We start from the raw sequence: 19767 nt of genomic DNA, 5'->3' as shown, positions 1-19767 counted from the left end.
CCGCAGTACGTCGAATGCGGTGTTGAGCCTGATGGCAGTGGGTGACGCACGGTGTGCGGCGCGCCGTCGATCGGCATCTCCCGCGCAGCGCTGTTGCACGGTGCCGTGCGGCCTTGCGTCCCAGCGCGGCGACCTGGCCGCCGACACGGCGGCCAACAACGCCTCACGCGCGCATCCGGCACAATGCGCCACGCATGCACGCCACTTCCGCGCCCGATTTCCGTCTTTATCCATCCAATGCGCTGGATACCCTGGCCGCCTTGCTCGCGCAGGAGTTGCGCCGGCCGATGCCGGGGCAGCCGTTGCTGCAGCCGGAGGTGGTGCTGATTCCGCAGGTGGCGATGCGGCGCTGGTTGCAGTCCACGCTTGCGGCCGAGCACGGTGTTGCGGCGAATCTGGAATTTCTCACGCCCGGCGAATTCGTCGCGCGCGCGCTGGAGCGCAACCTCGGCGCGGCCGACGACGATCTGGACATGGCCACCACGCAGTGGCGGTTGTATGCGGCCCTGCAGTCGGACCTGGGCAGCGACGCGGCCCTGGCCCCGCTGGCCGGATACCTGTCCGATGGCGATGCGCTCAAGCCATGGGCGCTGGCCGGCGAGCTGGCCAGCGTGTTCGAGAAATACCAGGCATGGCGCCGCGACTGGTTGCTGCGCTGGGAAGCAGGCGCCGACCCGGACGACCCGCAGGCACGGTTGTGGCGCAGCATCGCCACCGGCCGGCAATACCGCGCCCGGCGCATCGGCCAGTATCTGGATCGCCATGCGCGTGCCGACGGCCCGTTGCCGCAAGGCCTGCCGCCGCGCGTATTCGCGTTCGCCATCTTGAACATCTCGCCGGACGTCCTGCGCGTGCTGGCCACGCAGGCGCGCGTGGGCACGCTGCACTTCTATCTGCCCACGCCGACGCAAGGCTACTGGGGCGACCTGCAGACCTTGTGGCAACGCCGGCGCGAAGACGGCGCCGTGCAACTGTTCGCCGAGCAGGTACAGGAAAACCCGTTGCTGCAGGCCTGGGGCGCAGCCGGGCGCGATTTCATGGCGTTGGTGGGCGATTACGAAGTGGTGCACCCGCTGGCCGAAATCGCCGCCTACGCCGACCCGCTCGAATCCGGCCGCCGCACGCTGGCCGATGGCGGGTTGGGCGACAGCCTGTTGCGGCGCATGCAGAGCGATCTGTTCCATCGCCGCGCGCCTGCGGCGCACGCGGTATTGCCGGCGGTGAATCTGCACGACCCCAGCCTGCAGGTGCATGCCTGCCACACGCGGCTGCGCGAGTTGCAGGTGTTGCACGACCAACTGCGTGCGCTGCTCGACGATGCACGCTTCGACCCGCCCCTGCAGCCGCGCGAGATCGCGGTGCTGTCGCCCAATATCGACCCGTACGTGCCGTATCTGGATGCGGTGTTCGGCAGCCATGGCAACGACGACGCGCTGCCCTATGCGCTGGCCGATGCCAGCCCGTTGGCGAGCGAGCCGCTGGCCGAGGTGTTCCTCACCTTGCTCGGTTTGCCGATCGCGCGTTTCGGGCTGCATGAGATCCTCGACCTGCTGGCCAGCGCGCCGATCGCCGAAGCGGCCGGGTTGGACGAAGCCGGGCTGGAACGCCTGCGCAGCTGGCTGCACGCGGCCGGCGCGCGTTGGGGCCTGGACGCAGCGCACCGGCGGCAGCACCAGGCACCGGGCGACGATGCCTACACCTGGCGTTTCGCGCTGGACCGGCTGCTGCTCGGCCATGCCAGCGGCGCCGACGAGGACATCGATGGGGTGGCGCCGTGGCCGCAGCTGGAAGGCAGCGCACTGGCCGCACTGGACACCTTGTTGCGGTTGTTGCGCGTGCTCGAACGGCATCAAGCCGCGCTGGCCGAGGCGATGACACCGGTCGAGTGGCGCGAGCGGCTGCTGGGCCTGCTCGAGGCATTGATTCCGACCACGCCGACTGCGCCGCGCGCGCAACGCGCGCTGGATCGCTTGCGCGCGTTGATCGATCAATTCGCCCGCGACGCGATACGCGCCGAGTACGCCGGCAAGGTGCCTGCCGAGGTAGTGCGTGCGCATTTTGCGGCGGTGCTGGGCGAATCGGATACGCGCGCGCCGCTGCTTACCGGCGGCATCAGTTTCGGGCGCATGGTGCCGATGCGCTTGCTGCCGTTCCGCGTGATCTGCCTGCTCGGCATGAACGATGGCGACTTCCCGCGGCGCGACCCGGCCGCCGGGCTCAATCGCCTCACCGCGGAACTGGGCACCGAGCGTCGCCGGCACGGCGACCGCTCCACGCGCGAGGACGACCGCTTTTTGTTCCTGCAGTTGTTCGCCTCCGCGCAGGACGTGTTTTATCTGAGCTATCTCGGCGCCGATGCGCGCGATGGCAGCGTGCGCGAGCCGTCGGTGCTGGTCAGCGAATTACTGGCAAGCGCTGCGCAATACCACGCCGCCAGCAACGCGCTCGACACGCTGGTGGTGCGACACCCGTTGCAACCCTTCGCCGCTGCCGCGTTCGGCGCGCTGGGCGACGAGAGCGATGCCGGTGCCGACCCGCGCCGTTTCAGTTATCGCCGGCAGTGGCGGCCGGCGGTGGACAGCCTGGTCGGCCAGCGGCAACCGCTGGCGCCGTGGGTGGCCGGTGCATTGCCGGCCGAAGGGATCGCCTTGCCGGCCAGCATGTCCATCGACGCGCTGCGCCGCCTGTTGACCGACCCGGCCGGGCAGTTCCTGCGTCATCGATTGGGCATGCGCCTGCCCGATCCGGCCGGAGAAGACGCCGATCTGGAACCGTTGCTCGCCCCCACGCGCGGGCTGGATCAATACGGGTTGCAGCAGCAGATATTCGACGCTGCATTGGCCGGCGACACCGAGCACCTGTACGCGCGTCTGCGCGCGCGCGCGCTGCTGCCGTCCGGCCCGCTGGGGCGGCGCCAGCTCGACGAGCGCGTGGCGCAATTGCGCCCGTATGCCGATGCGTTCCGGCAGTGGCGTGGCGAATACCCGGCCCAGTCGCGCCGGCTGCAGGTGCAGATTGACGAGATCGAATTGCACGGTCGTGTGCCGGGCTGGTACGCAAGCGGCGTGGGGCGCGTGCAGGTCGGCGCGCTCAGCGGCCGCAGCGCCATTCGCCACGGCCTGGAATGGCTGCTGCTGCGCGCCGCCGGTGAGCACGCGCCGTACGTGCGTTTCTTCGAACACGACGACGGCCTGGGCCCGCATCCCATCGACGCGCAGCCGCTGTCGCAGACACAGGCGCGCACCGCGTTGGCCGAGCTGCTGCAGCTGTATCGCCAGGGCTTGCAGATGCCGCTGGCGTTCGCGCCGTACAGCAGCTGGAAATATCACCAGGCCGCGCGCGGCGGCGACCTGGACAAGGCCATCAAGGAGGCGGCCGGGCAGTGGCAATCGGGCTTCGGCTGGAGCGAATCGCACAGCCCGGAGCTGCGCCTGGTCACCCGCGGCCGCGACCCGTTTGCCGACGCGCAACGCTTCGCCGAGTTCGCCGCCACCAGCCATCGGGTGTATGCATTGCTCGAACAGGGAAACACCGGCGCGCCGCTCGAGACCGAGCGCGTGATCGACAGCTGGCGACACTGGCACGGCGCGCAGGAGGATGGCGAATGAGCGTCAGCCCCGTCACCGACCCGTATCTGCAGTTGCCGCTGCACGGCGTGCGCCTGATCGAGGCCAGCGCCGGCACCGGCAAGACCTTTACGCTGGCCACGTTGTTCACCCGGCTGGTGGTCGAGCGTGGCTTGCGCATCGGTCAGATCCTTGCGGTGACCTTCACCGAAGCGGCCACGCAGGAGCTGCGCCGCCGCATTCGCGAACGCCTGGTGCTGGCCGCAAGCCTGGTTCCCGAGGCGCCATCGCCTCTCGCAGGAGCGGTTTCGGCCGCGACCGAGTCGTCCGCAATCCAGTCGCCCGACGCCCCATCGGCTTCTGCAGGAGCGGACCTGGGCGCGACCGACCTCGCCGATGCCCCGTCGCAGCCAGGGCCGCTCCTCCATGAAGCGCCCGACGTGTTACTCACCCGTGCCATCCTCGCCACCCATCTGGGCGGCGGCAGCGAAACGCCCGTCGCCTTGCGTCGCCGCCTGCAGCAGGCGGTGGAAGAAATCGATCTGGCCGCGGTGTTCACCATCCACGGCTTTTGCGCGCGCGCGCTGCGCGAACACGCACTGGAAAGCGGCCAGGCGTTCGCCGCGCCGGAACTGCTCGCCAACGATCGCCAATTGCTTGGCGAAGTGGCGGCCGATCTGTGGCGGCAGCGCGCCGCCGATGCGGTGATGGCCGAAGATCTCATCGCCCTGTGGTCGGGCGGCCCCGAGGCCTTGGCCAGCGATCTGCGCGCGCTGGTGCGGCACCCGACGCTGTTGCCGGCAGTCGCCACAACCACCGACGATGCACCTGCCTTGCTGCAGGCCGCGCACGCGGCAGCCAACGCACTGGCCGCCGCATTCCAGACGCACGGCACCGCATTCTTCGACGCCATCATGGCGGCCATCGAGGGCGGCATCCTGAGCAAGGTCAGCTACAAACCCGAGTGGCTGGCATCGCTGTGGCACTGGTTCGAAACCTTCGCCGCTGCGCCTGCGCTCAACACCGCGCCGCATGCCAAGTTGCTCAAGTTGACCGCGGCGGAACTGGCTGCCGGCACCAACAAGAAGTTCGTCGATCGCACGCCGTCTTCGCCGATGAGCCACCAGATCGATGGCTATCTCACTGCGCTGGCGCGCGTGGAAGAATGGCGCAGCCGTCGCCGTATCGCATTGCTGCACGCGCTGCGCGACGATGCCATCGCACGGCTGGCGCTGCTCAAGCGGCAACGCCGCGTGCAGACCTACGACGACCTGGTCGATGGGGTGGCGCACGCATTGCAGGGCGCGCAGGCCGACGCCTTGGTCAAACGCCTGCGCACGCAATACGCCATCGCGCTGGTGGACGAATTCCAGGACACCGACGACCGCCAGTGGTCGATCTTTTCCAACGTGTTCGGCGAAGGCCGGCTCGCACGAGCAGCAGGGCTGGAACCGGCGCTGTTTCTGATCGGCGACCCCAAGCAGGCCATCTACGGCTTCCGTGGCGGCGATGTGCGCACCTATCTGGCCGCGGCCGTCACCGCCGAACTGGCGCCGCCGCTGAGCCACAACTTCCGCTCGCGCCCCGGCGTGCTGGCAGCCATCGACGCGCTGTACGCACAGGCCGGCTACGCCGATGCCTTCCTCACCGACGGCATCGCCTTCCACCCGGTGCGGGCCGGGACCAAGCGCGTGGATGAAGACCTGCAACGCAATGGCGTCACTGCGCCGGCACTGACGCTGTGGCGCGCGCCGGAACCGCCGCCGCCTGCGAAAGGCAAGCCCAAGCCCTGGAGCGCCGGCCGCGCACGCGAGCTGGCCACCGCCGCCTGCGTTGCAGCGATCCGCGGCTGGTTGGCCGGCGGCCGCGACGGCACGGCCACGGTGTGCGGCCGCCCGGTGCAGGCCGGCGATATCGCCGTGCTGGTGCGCAGCCACGGCGAGGCCACGCGCATCCAGCAGGCGCTCGGCGCGGTGGGCATTCCGGCGGTGGCCGCCGGCAAGCAAAGTCTGTTCGCCACCGAACAGGCGCTGGAAGTGCTCGCCTTGCTGCAGGCCTTGCTCGATCCGGGCGACGACAGCCGCCTGCGCGCCGCCTTGGCCACGGTGTTGATCGGCGAAGACGCCATCGCCATCGCCGCACTTGAACGCGACGGCGAGCGTCACCGCCACTGGCAGCAACAGGCGCTGGACTGGCGCGAACGCTGGCAGCGCGGCGGCCCGCTCGCCCTGATCGGCGAACTCGGCGCCACCCACGGGCAACGCCTGCTTGCCCTGGTTGATGGCGAACGCCGCCTCACCAACTATCTGCAACTGGCCGAACTGCTGCAGGAAGCCGACGCGCGCGCACTCGGCCCGCATGGCCTGGTCGACTGGCTGTCGCGGCGCATCGCCAATGCCGACGACAACGACGAAGCCCAGCAGTTGCGGCTGGAATCGGACGCGCGCCGCGTGCAGATCGTCACCCTGCACAAGAGCAAGGGCCTGGAATATCCGCTGGTGTTCCTGCCGTATATCGGCATCGGCCGCAGCGACAAGGGCGCCGGCCGTCATTGCGTGGTGCATGCGCCGGACGTGGGCCGCCAGTTGCACTGGAAGACGGAGCGCGACGACCCGAGCTGGAGCGCCGCCGAAGCCGCCTGGAAACAGGAACAACGTGCCGAAGACGCGCGCCTGCTGTATGTCGGCCTGACCCGCGCCGAGCACGCGCTGTGGATCGCCAGCGGCCCGTTCCATCAGCACGAACGCACCGCGTTGTCGGCCATGCTGCATGCGCTCGATGCGCTGCAGGGCGCGGCAGGCGAGGGCACCGTGGTGGTGGACACCAGCACGCCGCCGGCCCACTTGCCGCGGCTGCCGGCGCCGAGAGAGGCGCAGGTGCCGCCCGCGCGCAGCGCGCAACGGCACATCGCCCCGGAATGGTGGGTGTATAGCTTCACCCAACTGGCCAACGCCGATGCCGGCGCGGCCACCGACCCGATGGCCAGCGCCACCGTCGTCGGCAGCGGCGGCAGCGATGAACCGTCCGGCAGCGAGGCGGTTGCCGTGGCCGTTGCCAGCGACGCCGAACCGTTCGATCCGCGCTTTGCCGGCAACCGCTTCGGCGTGGTGATGCACGATGTGTTCGAACGTTGCGACTTCGCCGCCTGGCAGGCCTGGCGGCCGGGCCACCCCGCCCCCGACGGCCAGGCCGCACCCATCCTCCAGGCCCTGCAACGCGGCGGCTACGCCCAGGACGACCTCGACGACGGCCTGCGCATGCTCACCGCGCTGATCGGCCACACGCTCACCGTGGCCTTGCCAGAAGGCACCCGCCTGGCCGACGTGCCCGAACCGCAGCGCCGCAACGAAATGGAATTCCATTTCGCCATGCGGCCCACCCGCGTCGATGCGTTGCTCGGCTTGCTGCATGGGTTCGGCGTGGTCGGCGACCGCCAGGCCTTCGGCGCGCGCCAGCGCCTGGAAGGCCTGATGACCGGCCTGATCGACCTCACCTACAGCGTGGACGGGCGCTGGTATGTGCTGGACTACAAATCCAACCGCCTGCCCAGCTACGACGCCGACGCCCTGGCGCGGGCCATGGCGCACAGCGAGTACGAACTGCAGGCGCTGATCTACACCGTAGCGTTGCACCGCTGGCTGCGCTTCCGTCTGGGCGAGGCCTACGACTACGCCCGCGACTTCGGCGGCGTGCGCTATCTGTTCTGTCGCGGCCTGGATGCCGGGCGCCCTGCGGAGGCTGCCGGGTCGGAAGCCGTTGCCGAAACCCCTGGCCATTCCATCGCGGGCCAGCGCATGTCCGCAACCGCGCGCGATTCCACGGGCGACAGACCCGATTCCGCTCCGAACGCCGGCGCCACCACCACCGGCGATATGCGCGCGCCGCTTGGCGATCCGGCACCGGGCATCCACGCCTGGCGCTTCGAACCGGCGCTGGTGCTGGCCGTGGACGCCTTGTTCGCCGGCAAGCCCGCAGATGCGCTGTCCAATGACGCGCCAGCGCAAGGTTCCCGCAACGGCCTCGAGCCCCTCTCCCCCCGGGAGAGGGGTTGGGGCGAGGGTACGTCCGCACCAGGGACCCCCACACCATGAAGCAACGCACCACGCCACTGGCATGGCCGACCCGCACCGCGTCCAAGCCTCTCCGTGATCGCGCCGAGCAGGCACCGCCCGCGAGCCACGGGCGCCAATGCCGCTGCGCGCCCGCAAAGCAAGCCAGCGCCGCGCATGCCAGCACAGGTGCGCGGAGCATGACGGGGCGCGAGCGCGCGTGCGCCAAGGGAATGCCGACGCCATGACCCATCCAAACCTGCTCGCCGCCCTCAACCAGAGCGGCGCCCTGCGCACCCTGGATCTGGCCTTCGCGCAAAGCCTGCAACGCCTGGAGCCTGACACCGACCCACGGGTGCTGGCCGGCGCCGCGCTCGCCTCGCTGGCGGTCACCAGCGGCCACGCCGGCCTGGACCCCGCCCGCGCCGCCATGTTGCTGGACGCGCGCGACGGCCCGGCGCCCACCTTCCCGGACCCCGCCGACTGGCAACGCAGCCTGACCGCCTCGCGCTGGGTCGACCAACCGCAGCCCGACGCCCCGGCCGCCGCCGATTGCCCGCTCGTCCTCGAACGCGGCTTGCTCTACCTGCGCCGCTACCGCGAGTACGAACGCCGCCTGGCCCTGGGCCTGCAACGCATCGCCGCGCAACCGCTGCCGCCGGTCGACGCCGCCACGCTGGCGCCGCTGTTCGCGCAGTTGTTCCCGAACGCGATCCCAACCCCTCGCACCGCGGAGCCAACCCCGCTCCCCCCGGGAGAGGGTGCCCGACGGGCGGGTGAGGGTACGGGCCTGCCCGCGCCAATCCACTACCAAGAGGGAACAACCCCCCCCACGCCATCCCACCCCCCGGACCGCCAGGCCCAGGCCGCCGCACTCGCGCTACGCCGCGCGTTACTGCTGGTCACCGGCGGCCCGGGCACCGGCAAGACCACCACCATCGCCCGCCTGCTGTTGCTGCGCATCGCCCAGGCACGGGCATCCAGCACGCCGGCCCCACGCATCGCCCTGGCCGCGCCCACCGGCCGCGCCGCCGAGCGCATGGCCGAAAGCCTGCGCGCCGCCATCGCGCGTGCCATCGCCGACGGCATCCAGCTCCCGGCCGCCGGCTCGCTCCCCGCGCCATCGGCAAGCGCCGGCCTCATCACGTCCACGCATCCGACCAACGCCGCCGCGCCCGCGTCCACCGGCGCCGGATTGGAACTGCCGCCGCATGCCGCCTCAGAGCGGGGCGGGCCGCCCAGCTGGGAAGCGCTGCTGCCCAGCGGCGCCAGCACCCTGCATCGTCTGCTCGGCGTCATCCCGGATTCCCCGCACTTCCACCACAACGCCGACAACCCGCTGCCGTTCGACCTGATCGTCGTCGACGAAGCCTCCATGGTCGACCTGCCGCTGATGTGCAAACTGGTCGACGCCGTCGCCGATGGCACCCAGCTGATCCTGCTTGGCGATGCCGACCAGCTGCCTTCGGTGGAAGCCGGCGACGTGCTGGCCGCCATCCTGCAGGCCGCCGGCCCGGGCGATGCCCTGCAGCCCGAAGACGCCCAGGCACTGCAATCGCTGCTCGGCAGCGCGCCCGTCGAGTGTCCGCCTGCGGTCACCTCCGCCACCCGCAGCGGCGGCCTGGACGGCCACCGCGTGCACCTGCTGCGCGGCTATCGCCAGGCGCAGGATTTCGCACTGGCGCCACTGGCCGACGCCATCCGCGCCGGCGATGCCGACACCGCCCTGGCCCTGCTGCGCAGCGGCGAACTGCCCGGCGTGCACTTCCACGAAGACGGCGAAGATCCGCTGGCACTCGGCCGCGACGCGCTGCTCGCGCACTGGCGTGCGCTGGCCAACGCCCAGGACCCCGCCGCCGCCCTGCGCGATGCCGGCCGCCTGCGCCTGCTCACCGCGGTGCGTGCCGGCCCGCAAGGCGCACGCGGCCTCAACGCCCGCATCGAACAACTGCTCGCCGACACCGGCTCCGGCGCCCGCCGTCTGGGCGGCGCCTCGCCCTGGTTCCAGGGCCGCCTGCTGCTGATCACCGAAAACAGCTATCGCCACGGTCTGTTCAATGGCGATGTCGGTATCTGCCTGCGCAGCGACGCGGACCCTTCCCCCGGGCAGGGCGACGCAAGTGCCGTGACCGCGCGCGGCCACGCGGCACCGTCGTCAAGGCCGGGCCACGCTGGCGACAGCGCACGCCATGACGCCCCCGCCACCGACCGCCGTGCCCAAGGCCCCTTGGTCGCCTGGTTCGAAGGCGACGGCGACGGCCAGGTGCGCGGCTTCCACCCCGCCGCACTGCCCGCGCACGAAAGCGCCTTCGCCATGACCGTGCACAAGGCCCAGGGCAGCGAATTCGACGAGGTCTGGCTGCAACTGCCCACCCGCGACGCCCGCGTACTCAGCCGCGAACTGCTCTACACCGGCATCACCCGCGCCCGCCGCGCCCTGCACCTGGCCGGCAGCGAAGCGGTCATGCGCGCCGCGCTGGCACGCCACGCCGCACGGATCTCGGGCTTGGCGTGGCGGTTGGGTGCAAAAGACGACAAGCCACCGCCGGTTCCAGCACCCACGCCAGCGCCACTTCCACAACCACCGCCTAGTGCGCCTGTGCAAGGTGCGCTGTTCTGATCCAATCCAGTCGGTGCCGGCGCCTGTCGCGCAATGGCCGACTGCACATTGGTCACATGATCAGGCGCTTTACCGACAAGGAAGCCGAAAAGATCTGGGCTGGGTGAGCGTTCCCGCCGGTTGCCTGCCGACATCCAATTGGTCGCGCGCCGCACGTTGCGCATGCTCAATGCCGCCGCGCATCTCGACGATCTGCCGATTCCGCCCGCCAACCGGCTGGAAGCGTCGAAGGGCGAGCGGCGCGGCCAGTACCGCATCCGGATCAACGATCAATGGCGCATCTGCTTCCGATGGATGGAAGGCGATGTGGTCCAGGTCGAAATCGTCGATTACCACTGAGCACGAGGCATCTGTCGATGACGGTCCTACCCAATATCCACCTGGCGAAATTCTGCTTGAGGAGTTTCTCGAGCCTCTGGGCATCAGCCAGAACGCACTGGCACGCGCCACCGGCGTCCCGCCGCGCGGTATCAACGAAATCGTGCTGGGCAAGCGCGGCATCACTGCCGGACACTGCCGTGCGTCTGGCCGCCGCGTTGGGAACCTCCGAGCGCGTCTGGCTTGGCCTGCAGGCCGACGACGAACTGGAGCAGGCGCATCGCGCGCTGGGCGACTTGCCGGCGCGGATCAAGCGGCTGGCGGCATGATCCGGGCGGCTTCCAGCACATGCTGCTAAGTCGGCATAGCGCATGCGCTGCTCGCCAACACCGGCGTCGGGTTGGGCTGATGCGGCGGCGTGCCGGCCGGTGACGCTTCGTCGCCGCACACAGGAATTCACCACGCCGCCCTGGCGCTGCGCTGGAGGTGGGTAACGTTGCGAGCCTGGCCGTCCGCTGGATCGCGTGATCGCGCCGCACGCCATTGCCGCGGCCCACGGTGGCACGCGTGAGCGCGAACAGGCGACAGTTTCGTGCAGCCTTGCGCATGCATGAGCGAGAGCACCGATTCTGTCGTGTTGCCGACGGGGGCTGCCAGCACCGCCGTTCACTGCCAGAGGTCCTCCCATGCAGCCCACCGCAATCCGTTCCACCGTCGGCTTGCCCGGCGCAGACATGACGGCTGACCTACGCGATCCTCCACCCGTCGCCGTGCCCGCACATTCCGCCGCAGACGCGGCCGCGCCGCCGCCGGGCGCCTTGCAGACCATCGTTGGCCGTCCTCCTCGCCCGGACGGACCACGGCACCGCCGCACGCAGAGCTTGCCCGCGCGATTGACGCCTGCCCAGCGCAGCATGCTGGCCGAGCTGGGCGCGGCCGACACGTCCGTGCTGACGCCCACCGAGGCGGCCGTGCTGCGGGAGCTGCGTCTGCATCGGCCGCCGTTGCCGCTCGACACGCTGCTGTTCACCGACCCGAACAAGGACCCCGACGATGTCGTGACCTACACCATCGCCAAGCAGCTGCAGGCCGAAGGCTTTTTGCGTCTGACCGACGTCGTCGTCACCCTGGGCGATGCCGACATGCGATCGCAACGCGCGCAGCTGGCCAAAGGTGTCTTCGATCGCCTGGCATTGCCGGAGGTTCGCGTCGCGCGCGGTCAGGACTATCCCATGACGTCCACGCAGGCCCGGGAGCATTCCAAGTTCCTCGCCGAGGGAGCCGCGCTGCGTGCGGCGCCGGACGCGGTGCACACCGATGGCGTCCGCGCGATGCGCGAGCGCCTGGCGACCTCGCCCCACAAGCTCGGCATGGTGGTCATCGCCGGAATGACCGACGCCAGCGCCTTGCTTGCGGAGGCGGGCGATCTGGTGCGGGAAAAGGTCGCGTCCATCACCATCATGGGGGCATCGACCCCGCCAGGGACGCCGATGGTCTCGTGCAACCGGACACGCGCGCCTACAACAACGCCACCGACATCCACGCCGCCCGTGCGCTCTACCGCCGCGCGCAGCAACTCGGCATTCCGCTGCGCATCCTGAGCAAGGAAGCTGCCTACAGGGCCGCCGTACCGCCGGCGTTCTACGAAGGCATCGCGCGCAATGGCCACCCCGTGGGCGAGTATCTGCGCGATGTGCAGAAAAACGCCTTGAAAGGCCTGTGGGAAGGCATCCAGGCCAACCTGATCCCCGGCCTGGATACGGCGTGGTTCTTCCGTACGTTCGTCGCAGCACAACCGCAGGATCCAGCGGCAGCGGATCAGCAAGGCGCCCTGAGCTTCGACGCCATCTGGCCGCAGGTGACCAAGCTCAATCTCTACGATCCGCTGACCCTGCTGGCAGCGCTGCCCGGCGCCGCGCGCCTGCTGTTCCAGCCAACCCCCATGCACCGCGAGGGAGCCAGCCCGGTGGAGCACGTGGGCCACGCCGAGGTTGTGCGTCCGGAAAAAGCCAGGCTGTTGCTGTCGGCGCTGGCCAAGGCCGCGCTCGCCCAGCAGGACGAGGGGCAACGCGGGCGCTGAGCGCTCGGCAGCTTTCGCGGAGTGGCGCCGTCGGGCGTCATCCGCGAAGCGCGAGGTTGGGCTTCCCCTCCAGTTCGTCCGCCTGCCAACAGGCCGGGCGGCTTACTTGCCCCTCTTTTCCTGCTTGGCCGCGCGCTTTTCTTTCAGCGTCTTGGTCGGCTCTTTCTTCTGGTTCTTCTTCTGGTCCATCCCCTTGCTCATGACACCCTCGTGGTTGCTGGATTGAACGGTCGGGCAGCGCCGGACCCGGCGTGCCAGCGCACTGTAAGGCTTGTGCGCCATGGAAGGGCAGAGGGTCTGGCGCAGGGGAAGACGCGACAACCGGTGGCGGCAGCCGGCGCCCATCGCCTCAGCGTGGCGCAAGCAGCTTGGCCAAGGTGTCGGGCCGCCCGGCCAGCCGCTCCAGCCGTGGGTAGCGCAGTGGTCCGGTGTACTGGATCTGCACGTCTGCACGCTGCTCGTCCTGTGCGATGCCCAACACGATGGGGCGGCGAATGGAGTCGCGCACCGCATCGCGCAACGCGTCCTGCTCGAACGGCGATCCATTGACGGTCAACACGCGCGTGCCCGGCCGCAGCCCGGCCGCGAACGCGGGGCCGTTCCAGGCCACCGTGCGCACCATGCCGTCGGCGCGTACCGTCAATCCGATCGAGTAGGTGAGATCGGCAACGCCAGCTTCCGCTTCGCTGGCACGCAACGCGGCCGTTGGCGTGTCGGTGTAGACCAGCGCCCAACCGTGTTGGGCCAGTCCGCGCGTGGTGTCCAGTTCGTCGTGGGCATCGATCCACCCGCGCAGGAAACCTGCCCAGTTCGCTGGCGCCACGGCATGCAACGTGGCGCAGATGTCCTCGAACGTATAGGTCCGCGTGGGCGCGTGCGGCGTGGCGCCGGCGAAAAAGCGCTGCGCGAAATCGTCGATGCTGCGCTTGCCGCCGCTGCGCGTGCGCAGTTCGGCATCCACGGCCAGCCACAGCATCACGCCTTCGGAGTAGTAATCGCGCCGGCGCTGCCAGTCGCGCCACGCCACCGGCTGGCGCAACATGAAAGCCGGGTAGTGCACGTCGTCGGATAAGGAGCGCCATGCCCGCCCGGGCCGCGTTGCGATCTCCGCCGCTTCCAGCGCCAGGCGGTCGCGCACCTCATCGGGCGTGAACTGGCCGGCCCGTGTCGCCAGCACGCGGCCCCAGAACTCGGTCTGTCCCTCGTACATCCACAACAGGCTTCCGGAGACCGGCACGTTCGGCGTCGGTGCCCATAAATCGGCAGGCGTCCGGTAAAAGCCGTTCCAGGCATGCACGATTTCGTGCGCAATCAGGTCGCGCGAGAGGATCTGGCCCGGCCAGTCCTGGAAATGCGACGAGGCCAAACCGTTCTCGCTGGACGCACGATGCTCGGTGCCGCCGGCCGACCCCTCGTCGCTCAGCCGCGCCAGGATGGCGTAGCGTGCAAACGGTGGCGGACCGAACACCGCGCCCAGCTGCGCAAGCAGCGAACGTAGTTCGGCCACACGTGCGGGCGGCACCTGCAGGTCGGCGGGCCGCTGCGCCACGATATCCAGCGACACCGCCCCGCTCAGCGGCAGCTGCGCGGCGTATCGGCCGGCGAGCACCGGCGCATCCAGCAGCGTTTCCAGCGATGTCGTCTTGAAGGCGTAGTGCGTGCCGCGCACGCGCTCCACGTCCAAGGCACTGAACGGTCGCAGCCCGTCGGGCAGCGTCAACATGGCGGCCACAGGAATGTTCCGCGCATACCAACCGGCCGGATACAGCACCAACCGCTGCCAGGGCACAAACACGATGTCGCGTGTCAGCAACTCGCCGCCGGCCACCATCTGGAACCGCACATCGAGCTGCTGCACGCCGGCCGGCACCTGCACGTGGAAGGCATGCGGCTCATAGGCATCGCGCCGCCATGCCAGGCGGCGGCCCGCTGCACTGACCTCCAGGCCGGCAAGATCGGTCACCGTCAGGCTCGGCCCATGGCTGGCGGCCTCCCAACGTGGATACAGCAGCGTTATTGCGCCGCTCGCGTCTACCGGTATCTGCTGGCGTACAGCGAAGATGCGGCGCGCTACGTCGGTGGCATCCACGTCCACGCGCATCACCCCGGCAAAGGCGTGGTCTACCGGCGGCGCAACCGTCGGCGTCGGGGCAACGTACGTCGGGCCGTGACTGGATTGCGCGAACCCTTGGCCTGCCAACAGTGCGAGCACCACCGCCAAGACCGACGCACGCGCAAAGCGAAAAGGGGGAATGTGTCTTGAATGGATGCGCATTGCACGGCCTCGAACAAGGCCGTGATCCTATACGCCTGCAACAGCATGTAGCCATCTCGAAAACAGCGCGCTGCTCCAGCTCGCTTCGGCGCATGCATCCGCATCGACGGACGCACACACGTGCCCAGATGCCGAACGCCCGCGTGCGATCGTCAAGGGCTGCACGCGGGCGCCGGTGACAGCCGTGGCCTTAGAGCGGCTAACAAAACGTAGGCAGCAGCCGTCAGGCGGGCGCGGACGGCGCGCTCAGAACCGCAGTGTATGCGTGGTACATGCCGATTCCGAGCACCGACCGCGCCCGCCTGGCGGTTGCGCAGGCGTTCTGTCAGCTGCTCTTATTTGGCCGGTACGCGCTCGTACTGCTCACCACCGGTATTGAGATGGCCGTTGCTCTCGTCGATGGCGAAGTTCACCGTCTCGCCATCGTTGGTGACCTGCAATGCGCCGTCCTTGTACACCGCCGGGTAGCTTTCGGTCTTGGGCTGGCGGCTGAAGAACTTCGGTGTGGTGCTGCGCACCATGAAGGTCTCGCCATTGCGCTCGATGTCCATCGTCTCGTCCTGCGACTGCAGGTTGACCCAATGCCCAACGAACTTCTCGCCTTCCACCTTGGCGCAACCGCTCATCAACAATGCCGCGGCCAGCGCGGTGCCCATCCACTTCATCATCGTGCGTTCTCCAGTTGAGGCTGCAGCGAGGATGGCGGGTGGGGGATGTATGGGAGGTCAAGGCGTATTCGCCCAGGCCTCGAATGCGAGCACTGATGAGGTTGGAAGAAGTCGACCCGACTCATGCTTTACGTCAATTCTGCCTCTGCTCCCGCACCTTCTGCCAAGTGCGAAAACGCGTCACATGCGAACCTGTTGCGACAAAAGACCCCCTCAAATACGCTGTTGAACTGCCTTCGCAAAAAATTACGGAGATAACGTGAAGCACATATGGAGCGCTGTGCTGGCGACAGGATGTGCCGTTGTCTCGGCCTTGGCCCAGGCCGTCGCAATCCGGTGCGACACTTGCCGAGTAGCCAGCGATTTTCGTGCTGAAGCGGTGCGCAGCGGACCTGGCACCCACATCGTCTACAACGTAAAAGATAACCTGGTTCAACAGTGGTACGTTGGATCAGACGGCGACACAGTGCCCGCAGCGGTGAAAGCTCCACCGACGCCAATCGTGCAGCAGCAGACGCCATCCGCTGGAGCGACTCAAGAGCTCGCCAACGCGCACACGTTTCACGTGATCGATGGGGGCACCATTCGACCTATTTACAATATCCCGATCGAGATGCTGGGATTGAATTCTCATGCACGCGAGAAAAGCGCATACGATTACGTGATCGATGCAAATCTCAGGGTAGGTTGAATCTGCCACGGGCAGCAGCTTGCTGATACAACAGGTCACAGGCTCCGGGACCACGGCGTCGCGGGCCAACCCGCATCGGGCAAACTTGCTTTTCAGAGTTGTCTTCAAGGACGGCTCATACGTCGGCGTGATCGTTGATGTGAATCAGGCCAACGGAAAATCCGAACCCGGTAGCGAAAGAACCGCAGCGGGCCAATCGATTCCGAAGCAAGCCAGCGAACTTTCGGGTACCTGGACCAACAATGGGGGCGACAACCTGGCCCCGATGGTGGCGCTCATGCAACGCCTTGGCGGCACTGTGAGCGACGCGGGGTCTGCGGGCGCAGGCGGCACAATCACTGCCATCGTGTGCGTGGCTCAGCACTGCACGGTAGCGCGTTCGGCGTCGTGATCGACCGCTGGAATGCATTCCAGGCGCTTACGACGACCGTTCGCTGGGCGGCTGGAGTGCTCGACATGACACAGGCAGCAAACCGGAAAAAACTGCGCTCAGGCTTCACCCAATGGCGCGCTGCAGGTTCGGCGCCACGCTGGAGCAGATCGATCGGCTCTCGGTGTCGTGACGCACGGCCAGTGCGCAAGGCGACATGGCGTGGCGACGGGATGCCGGAGTACCCCCTGATCGGCGGCAACCATTGGACGAGGCCACCGAAAAAGTAACCCCGGCCGCGTTTTCAGCAAACATGGCGACAACCGCCACCTGCGGGCGATCGAGCGCGCGGTCACCCTGGCTGATCGCAGCGCTCTGGCAGCGGCCTAAATCGCCATGACTCCGCCATCGATAAACAACTCGTGCCCGGCGATGAAGCTGGACGCGTCCGAGGCCAGGAACAGTACCGCCTCGGCGATCTCTTCGGCGTCGCCCAGACGCCCGAACGGAATCATCTGCTTGAACGCGTCCTCGGCCCCTGCATTGGCTTCCAGGTAGGTCTGCATGGCCGGTGTGTGGACCATGCCGGGCGACACCACATTCACGCGGATGCCGCGGCTTTTCAGGTCGCTCGTCCAGGTGCGCGCGAACGAGCGGATGGCCGCCTTTGTGGCGCTGTAGACCGAGAGCGCGCCAATGCCCTTGCTGCCAGCCACAGAGCCGGCCAGGATCACGGCGCCGCCGCTGGCCATCAGCGGCAGCGCCTTCTGCACGGTGAAGACCGTGCCCTTGATGTTGGTCGCCAGCAGGCGTTCCAGGTGCGCAACGTCGATCTCGCCAAGCGCGGCCGACTCGGAAACCCCCGCGTTGGCAAAGACGACATCCAGCCGGCCGTGCTCCTGCTGGATGCGCGCATAGAGCCGGTCCATGTCCTCGGGCACGCCGACATCGCCCTGCACGCCCACCGCGCCGCCGCCGATCTCCGCCACCGCAGCGTCCAACCGGTCCTGCCGCCGCCCCGTGACGTAGACCTGCGCGCCTTCGGCCGAAAACGCCTGCGCTGTCACCAGCCCGATGCCGTCCGTACCGCCGGTGACCACGACCACCTTGCCTTCGAATCGCTTGCCCATGGTGTTTCCCAGTAAGTGGAGGATTGCTCCACTTATTATATGGAGGTAGCCTCCACTTCCACAAGTCACGCCGGAAGAGCCCGTTGACCGCCGACACTCCCTTGCGCGCCGATGCCCAGCGAAACCGCGAGCGCCTGCTCGCCGCGGCCGAGGAGGTATTCCTGGAGCGCGGCGCCGAGGCGTCGATGGAAGACGTCGCCAAGCGCGCCGGTGTGGGCATCGGCACGCTGTATCGGCGCTTCCCCACACGCGAGTCGTTGTTTGCCGCGGCCTATAGCGGGCGCTTCCTGTCGCTGGCGAACGCCAGTCACGCGCGCGCCAGTTCGCTCGACGCGCTGGCCGCGCTGCGCGCGTATCTGGAGGATCTGGCACTGCACACCAGTGTCTATCGTGGCCTGGCTGCGTCGCTCGGCGCCGTGCTGCAGAGCGGCACGCCAGGGTGCGAGGCCGTCAGCAAGGAAGGGCAGCAACGTTTGCGTAGCGCGCAGAACAGCGGCGTCGTCCGCTGCGATGTCTGCTTCGACGATCTCGTCGTCGTCGCCATCGCCACCTCGCTGGCCACCGAACAGCATGGCTCGCCGAAGACGCGCATCGCGCATCTGATCGGGCTGTTCGTCGACGGCATTGCAGCGCCAAGGGCGGCGTCGGCTGCATGAGGCGGCTGACACGATGACGTCCGGATTGCCCGATCGTTCGTGTCGGGTGGTGAGGGCTCGGAACCTACGCACGCGCGAGCGTTGACAAGGGAGAACGATCGTTCTACCTTGGCGCCGTGGACAAGCCAACCAACGACACCCAACAGAAGATCCTGGCAACGGCTGAGGCGCTGATCTATCAGCACGGCATCCATGCCACCGGCATGGACCTGCTGGTGAAGACCTCAGGCGTGGCGCGGAAAAGCATCTACCGCCACTTCGACAACAAGGACGAGGTGGCCGCCGCTGCACTGAGCGCGCGCGACGTCCGTTGGCTCGAGTGGTTCAGGCGCGAATGCGACAAGGCCGACAGCCCCGAGGCGCGCATCCTGCGCATGTTCACGGTGCTCAAGGAATGGTTTCAGTCTGCCGGTTACCGCGGCTGTGCCTTCATCAACACCGCAGGCGAGGTCGGGGACCCCGACGATCCAATTCGCAAGATCGCCAAGCATCACAAACAGAAGTTGCTCGACTACACGCTGGAACTGACCGGGCAACTGGGTATCACGCAGCCGGCCGCACTGGCGCGCCAGCTGCTGCTTCTCATGGAAGGCGCAATCACCGTCTCGCGCGTGATGGGTGACGAAGACGCCGCAGACACCGCAAGGGATATCGCGCAGTTGTTGCTAAAGCAGGCCACCGGCTAGCGGCCTGACGCTCCGTCGCAAGCTCAAAACACCGATGTATCCACTTTGATTGGAGGCTGTGCCATGTCCAACGCTCACGCTCGCCCGCCGCTTCCCCCCTTCACCCGCGAATCGGCGATCGAAAAGGTACGACTCGCCGAAGACGGTTGGAATTCCCGCGATGCCGACAAAGTGTCGCTTGCCTATTCGCTCGACACCCAATGGCGAAACCGTACCGAGTTCACCAACGGTCGGGAAGAAGCGCGGCAGTTTCTTGCGCGCAAATGGAACAAGGAGCTTGAGTACCGCCTGATCAAGGAACTGTGGGCCGTTACCGAAAACCGTATTGCCGTGCGCTACGCCTACGAATGGCGCGACGATTCAGGCAACTGGTTCCGCTCCTACGGCAACGAGAACTGGGAATTCGGCGCCGATGGCCTGATGGAGCGCCGCTTCTCGTGCATCAACGACATGCCGATCAAGGAAAGCGACCGCAAGTTCCACTGGCCGCTGGGCCGTCGCCCGGACGATCATCCGGGGCTGTCTGATCTGGGTATGTAGAGGTTCTAGGCGACTGAGATGCAAGCCCTCGGCGGTGCTTCTGCACGGGGGCTTTTGTCTGGCCCCGGCTGCGTCATTGGCATGCAGGGGAGGTGGCAAGGAAACAGGGTCAAGTTCA

General features: G+C 68.1%; 10 protein-coding genes, 1 other RNA gene and 5 pseudogenes. 11 read left to right on the top strand and 5 right to left on the bottom strand.

What is annotated here, in order from left to right:
• Positions 1-194: 194 nt before the first annotated feature.
• The 7 genes and pseudogenes from recC (at position 195) to xopQ (ending at position 12633) form a co-directional block, all read left to right on the top strand.
• Positions 195-3608, top strand: a complete 3414-nt coding sequence (gene recC / locus AC1POX_RS21405; protein ID WP_372356584.1) for an exodeoxyribonuclease V subunit gamma — start codon at positions 195-197, stop codon at positions 3606-3608.
• The gene (locus AC1POX_RS21400) at positions 3605-7657 is read left to right on the top strand and encodes a UvrD-helicase domain-containing protein (RefSeq protein ID WP_372356583.1); all 4053 of its coding nucleotides are present in this window, start codon (positions 3605-3607) and stop codon (positions 7655-7657) included. Before recC ends, AC1POX_RS21400 begins: the two co-directional genes overlap by 4 nt.
• A gap of 97 nt (positions 7658-7754) precedes the next feature.
• Positions 7755-8141: pseudogene (locus tag AC1POX_RS21395) on the top strand (hypothetical protein); the annotation flags it as partial.
• A gap of 51 nt (positions 8142-8192) precedes the next feature.
• The gene (locus tag AC1POX_RS21390) at positions 8193-10235 is read left to right on the top strand and encodes an AAA family ATPase (protein ID WP_372357206.1); all 2043 of its coding nucleotides are present in this window, start codon (positions 8193-8195) and stop codon (positions 10233-10235) included.
• Between the two features lie 56 nt (positions 10236-10291).
• Positions 10292-10574, top strand: a pseudogene (locus AC1POX_RS21385) (type II toxin-antitoxin system RelE/ParE family toxin).
• Positions 10575-10591: 17 nt separating this feature from the next.
• Positions 10592-10882: pseudogene (locus AC1POX_RS21380) on the top strand (HigA family addiction module antitoxin).
• A 357-nt stretch (positions 10883-11239) separates the two neighbouring features.
• Positions 11240-12633 (top strand): annotated as a pseudogene (gene xopQ / locus AC1POX_RS21375) (type III secretion system effector XopQ).
• 102 nt (positions 12634-12735) lie between these two features.
• On the opposite strand, the gene AC1POX_RS21370 reads toward xopQ, so the two are convergent.
• The 4 genes from AC1POX_RS21370 to AC1POX_RS21355 form a co-directional block, all read right to left on the bottom strand.
• On the bottom strand, positions 12736-12915 hold the full coding sequence (locus tag AC1POX_RS21370) for a hypothetical protein (RefSeq protein WP_003482327.1): 180 nt from the start codon (positions 12913-12915) through the stop codon (positions 12736-12738).
• A gap of 67 nt (positions 12916-12982) precedes the next feature.
• Positions 12983-14908 (bottom strand): M61 family metallopeptidase, encoded by a 1926-nt coding sequence (locus tag AC1POX_RS21365; RefSeq protein WP_372356582.1) that lies wholly within the window; start codon positions 14906-14908, stop codon positions 12983-12985.
• Positions 14909-15105: 197 nt separating this feature from the next.
• Positions 15106-15182, bottom strand: a non-coding RNA gene (locus tag AC1POX_RS21360) — sX9 sRNA.
• 61 nt (positions 15183-15243) lie between these two features.
• Positions 15244-15576 carry a hypothetical protein gene (locus AC1POX_RS21355; RefSeq protein WP_003482333.1) on the bottom strand — a complete coding sequence of 111 codons (333 nt, stop codon included), beginning with the start codon at positions 15574-15576 and terminating at the stop codon, positions 15244-15246.
• Between the two features lie 565 nt (positions 15577-16141).
• Here AC1POX_RS21355 and AC1POX_RS21350 point away from each other — a divergent pair.
• Positions 16142-16658 (top strand): annotated as a pseudogene (locus AC1POX_RS21350) (hypothetical protein).
• Between the two features lie 365 nt (positions 16659-17023).
• Here AC1POX_RS21350 and AC1POX_RS21345 read toward each other — a convergent pair.
• On the bottom strand, positions 17024-17767 hold the full coding sequence (locus AC1POX_RS21345; RefSeq protein ID WP_008571767.1) for a glucose 1-dehydrogenase: 744 nt from the start codon (positions 17765-17767) through the stop codon (positions 17024-17026).
• Between the two features lie 83 nt (positions 17768-17850).
• On the opposite strand from AC1POX_RS21345, the gene AC1POX_RS21340 reads away from it, so the two are divergent.
• The 3 genes from AC1POX_RS21340 (at position 17851) to AC1POX_RS21330 (ending at position 19649) form a co-directional block, all read left to right on the top strand.
• The gene (locus AC1POX_RS21340; protein ID WP_071117660.1) at positions 17851-18423 is read left to right on the top strand and encodes a TetR/AcrR family transcriptional regulator; all 573 of its coding nucleotides are present in this window, start codon (positions 17851-17853) and stop codon (positions 18421-18423) included.
• Positions 18424-18539: 116 nt separating this feature from the next.
• A complete protein-coding gene (locus tag AC1POX_RS21335; protein WP_011349171.1) occupies positions 18540-19109 on the top strand; it encodes a TetR/AcrR family transcriptional regulator in 570 nt (189 codons plus the stop codon).
• 63 nt (positions 19110-19172) lie between these two features.
• The gene (locus AC1POX_RS21330) at positions 19173-19649 is read left to right on the top strand and encodes a nuclear transport factor 2 family protein (RefSeq protein WP_031425210.1); all 477 of its coding nucleotides are present in this window, start codon (positions 19173-19175) and stop codon (positions 19647-19649) included.
• The last annotated feature ends 118 nt before the right edge of the window (positions 19650-19767 follow it).

The sequence above is a fragment of the Xanthomonas sp. NCPPB 3442 genome (genome assembly GCF_056725145.1).
The sequence above is the reverse complement of the archived record's forward strand: the minus strand, read 5'-3'. Positions and strand labels throughout refer to the sequence as shown.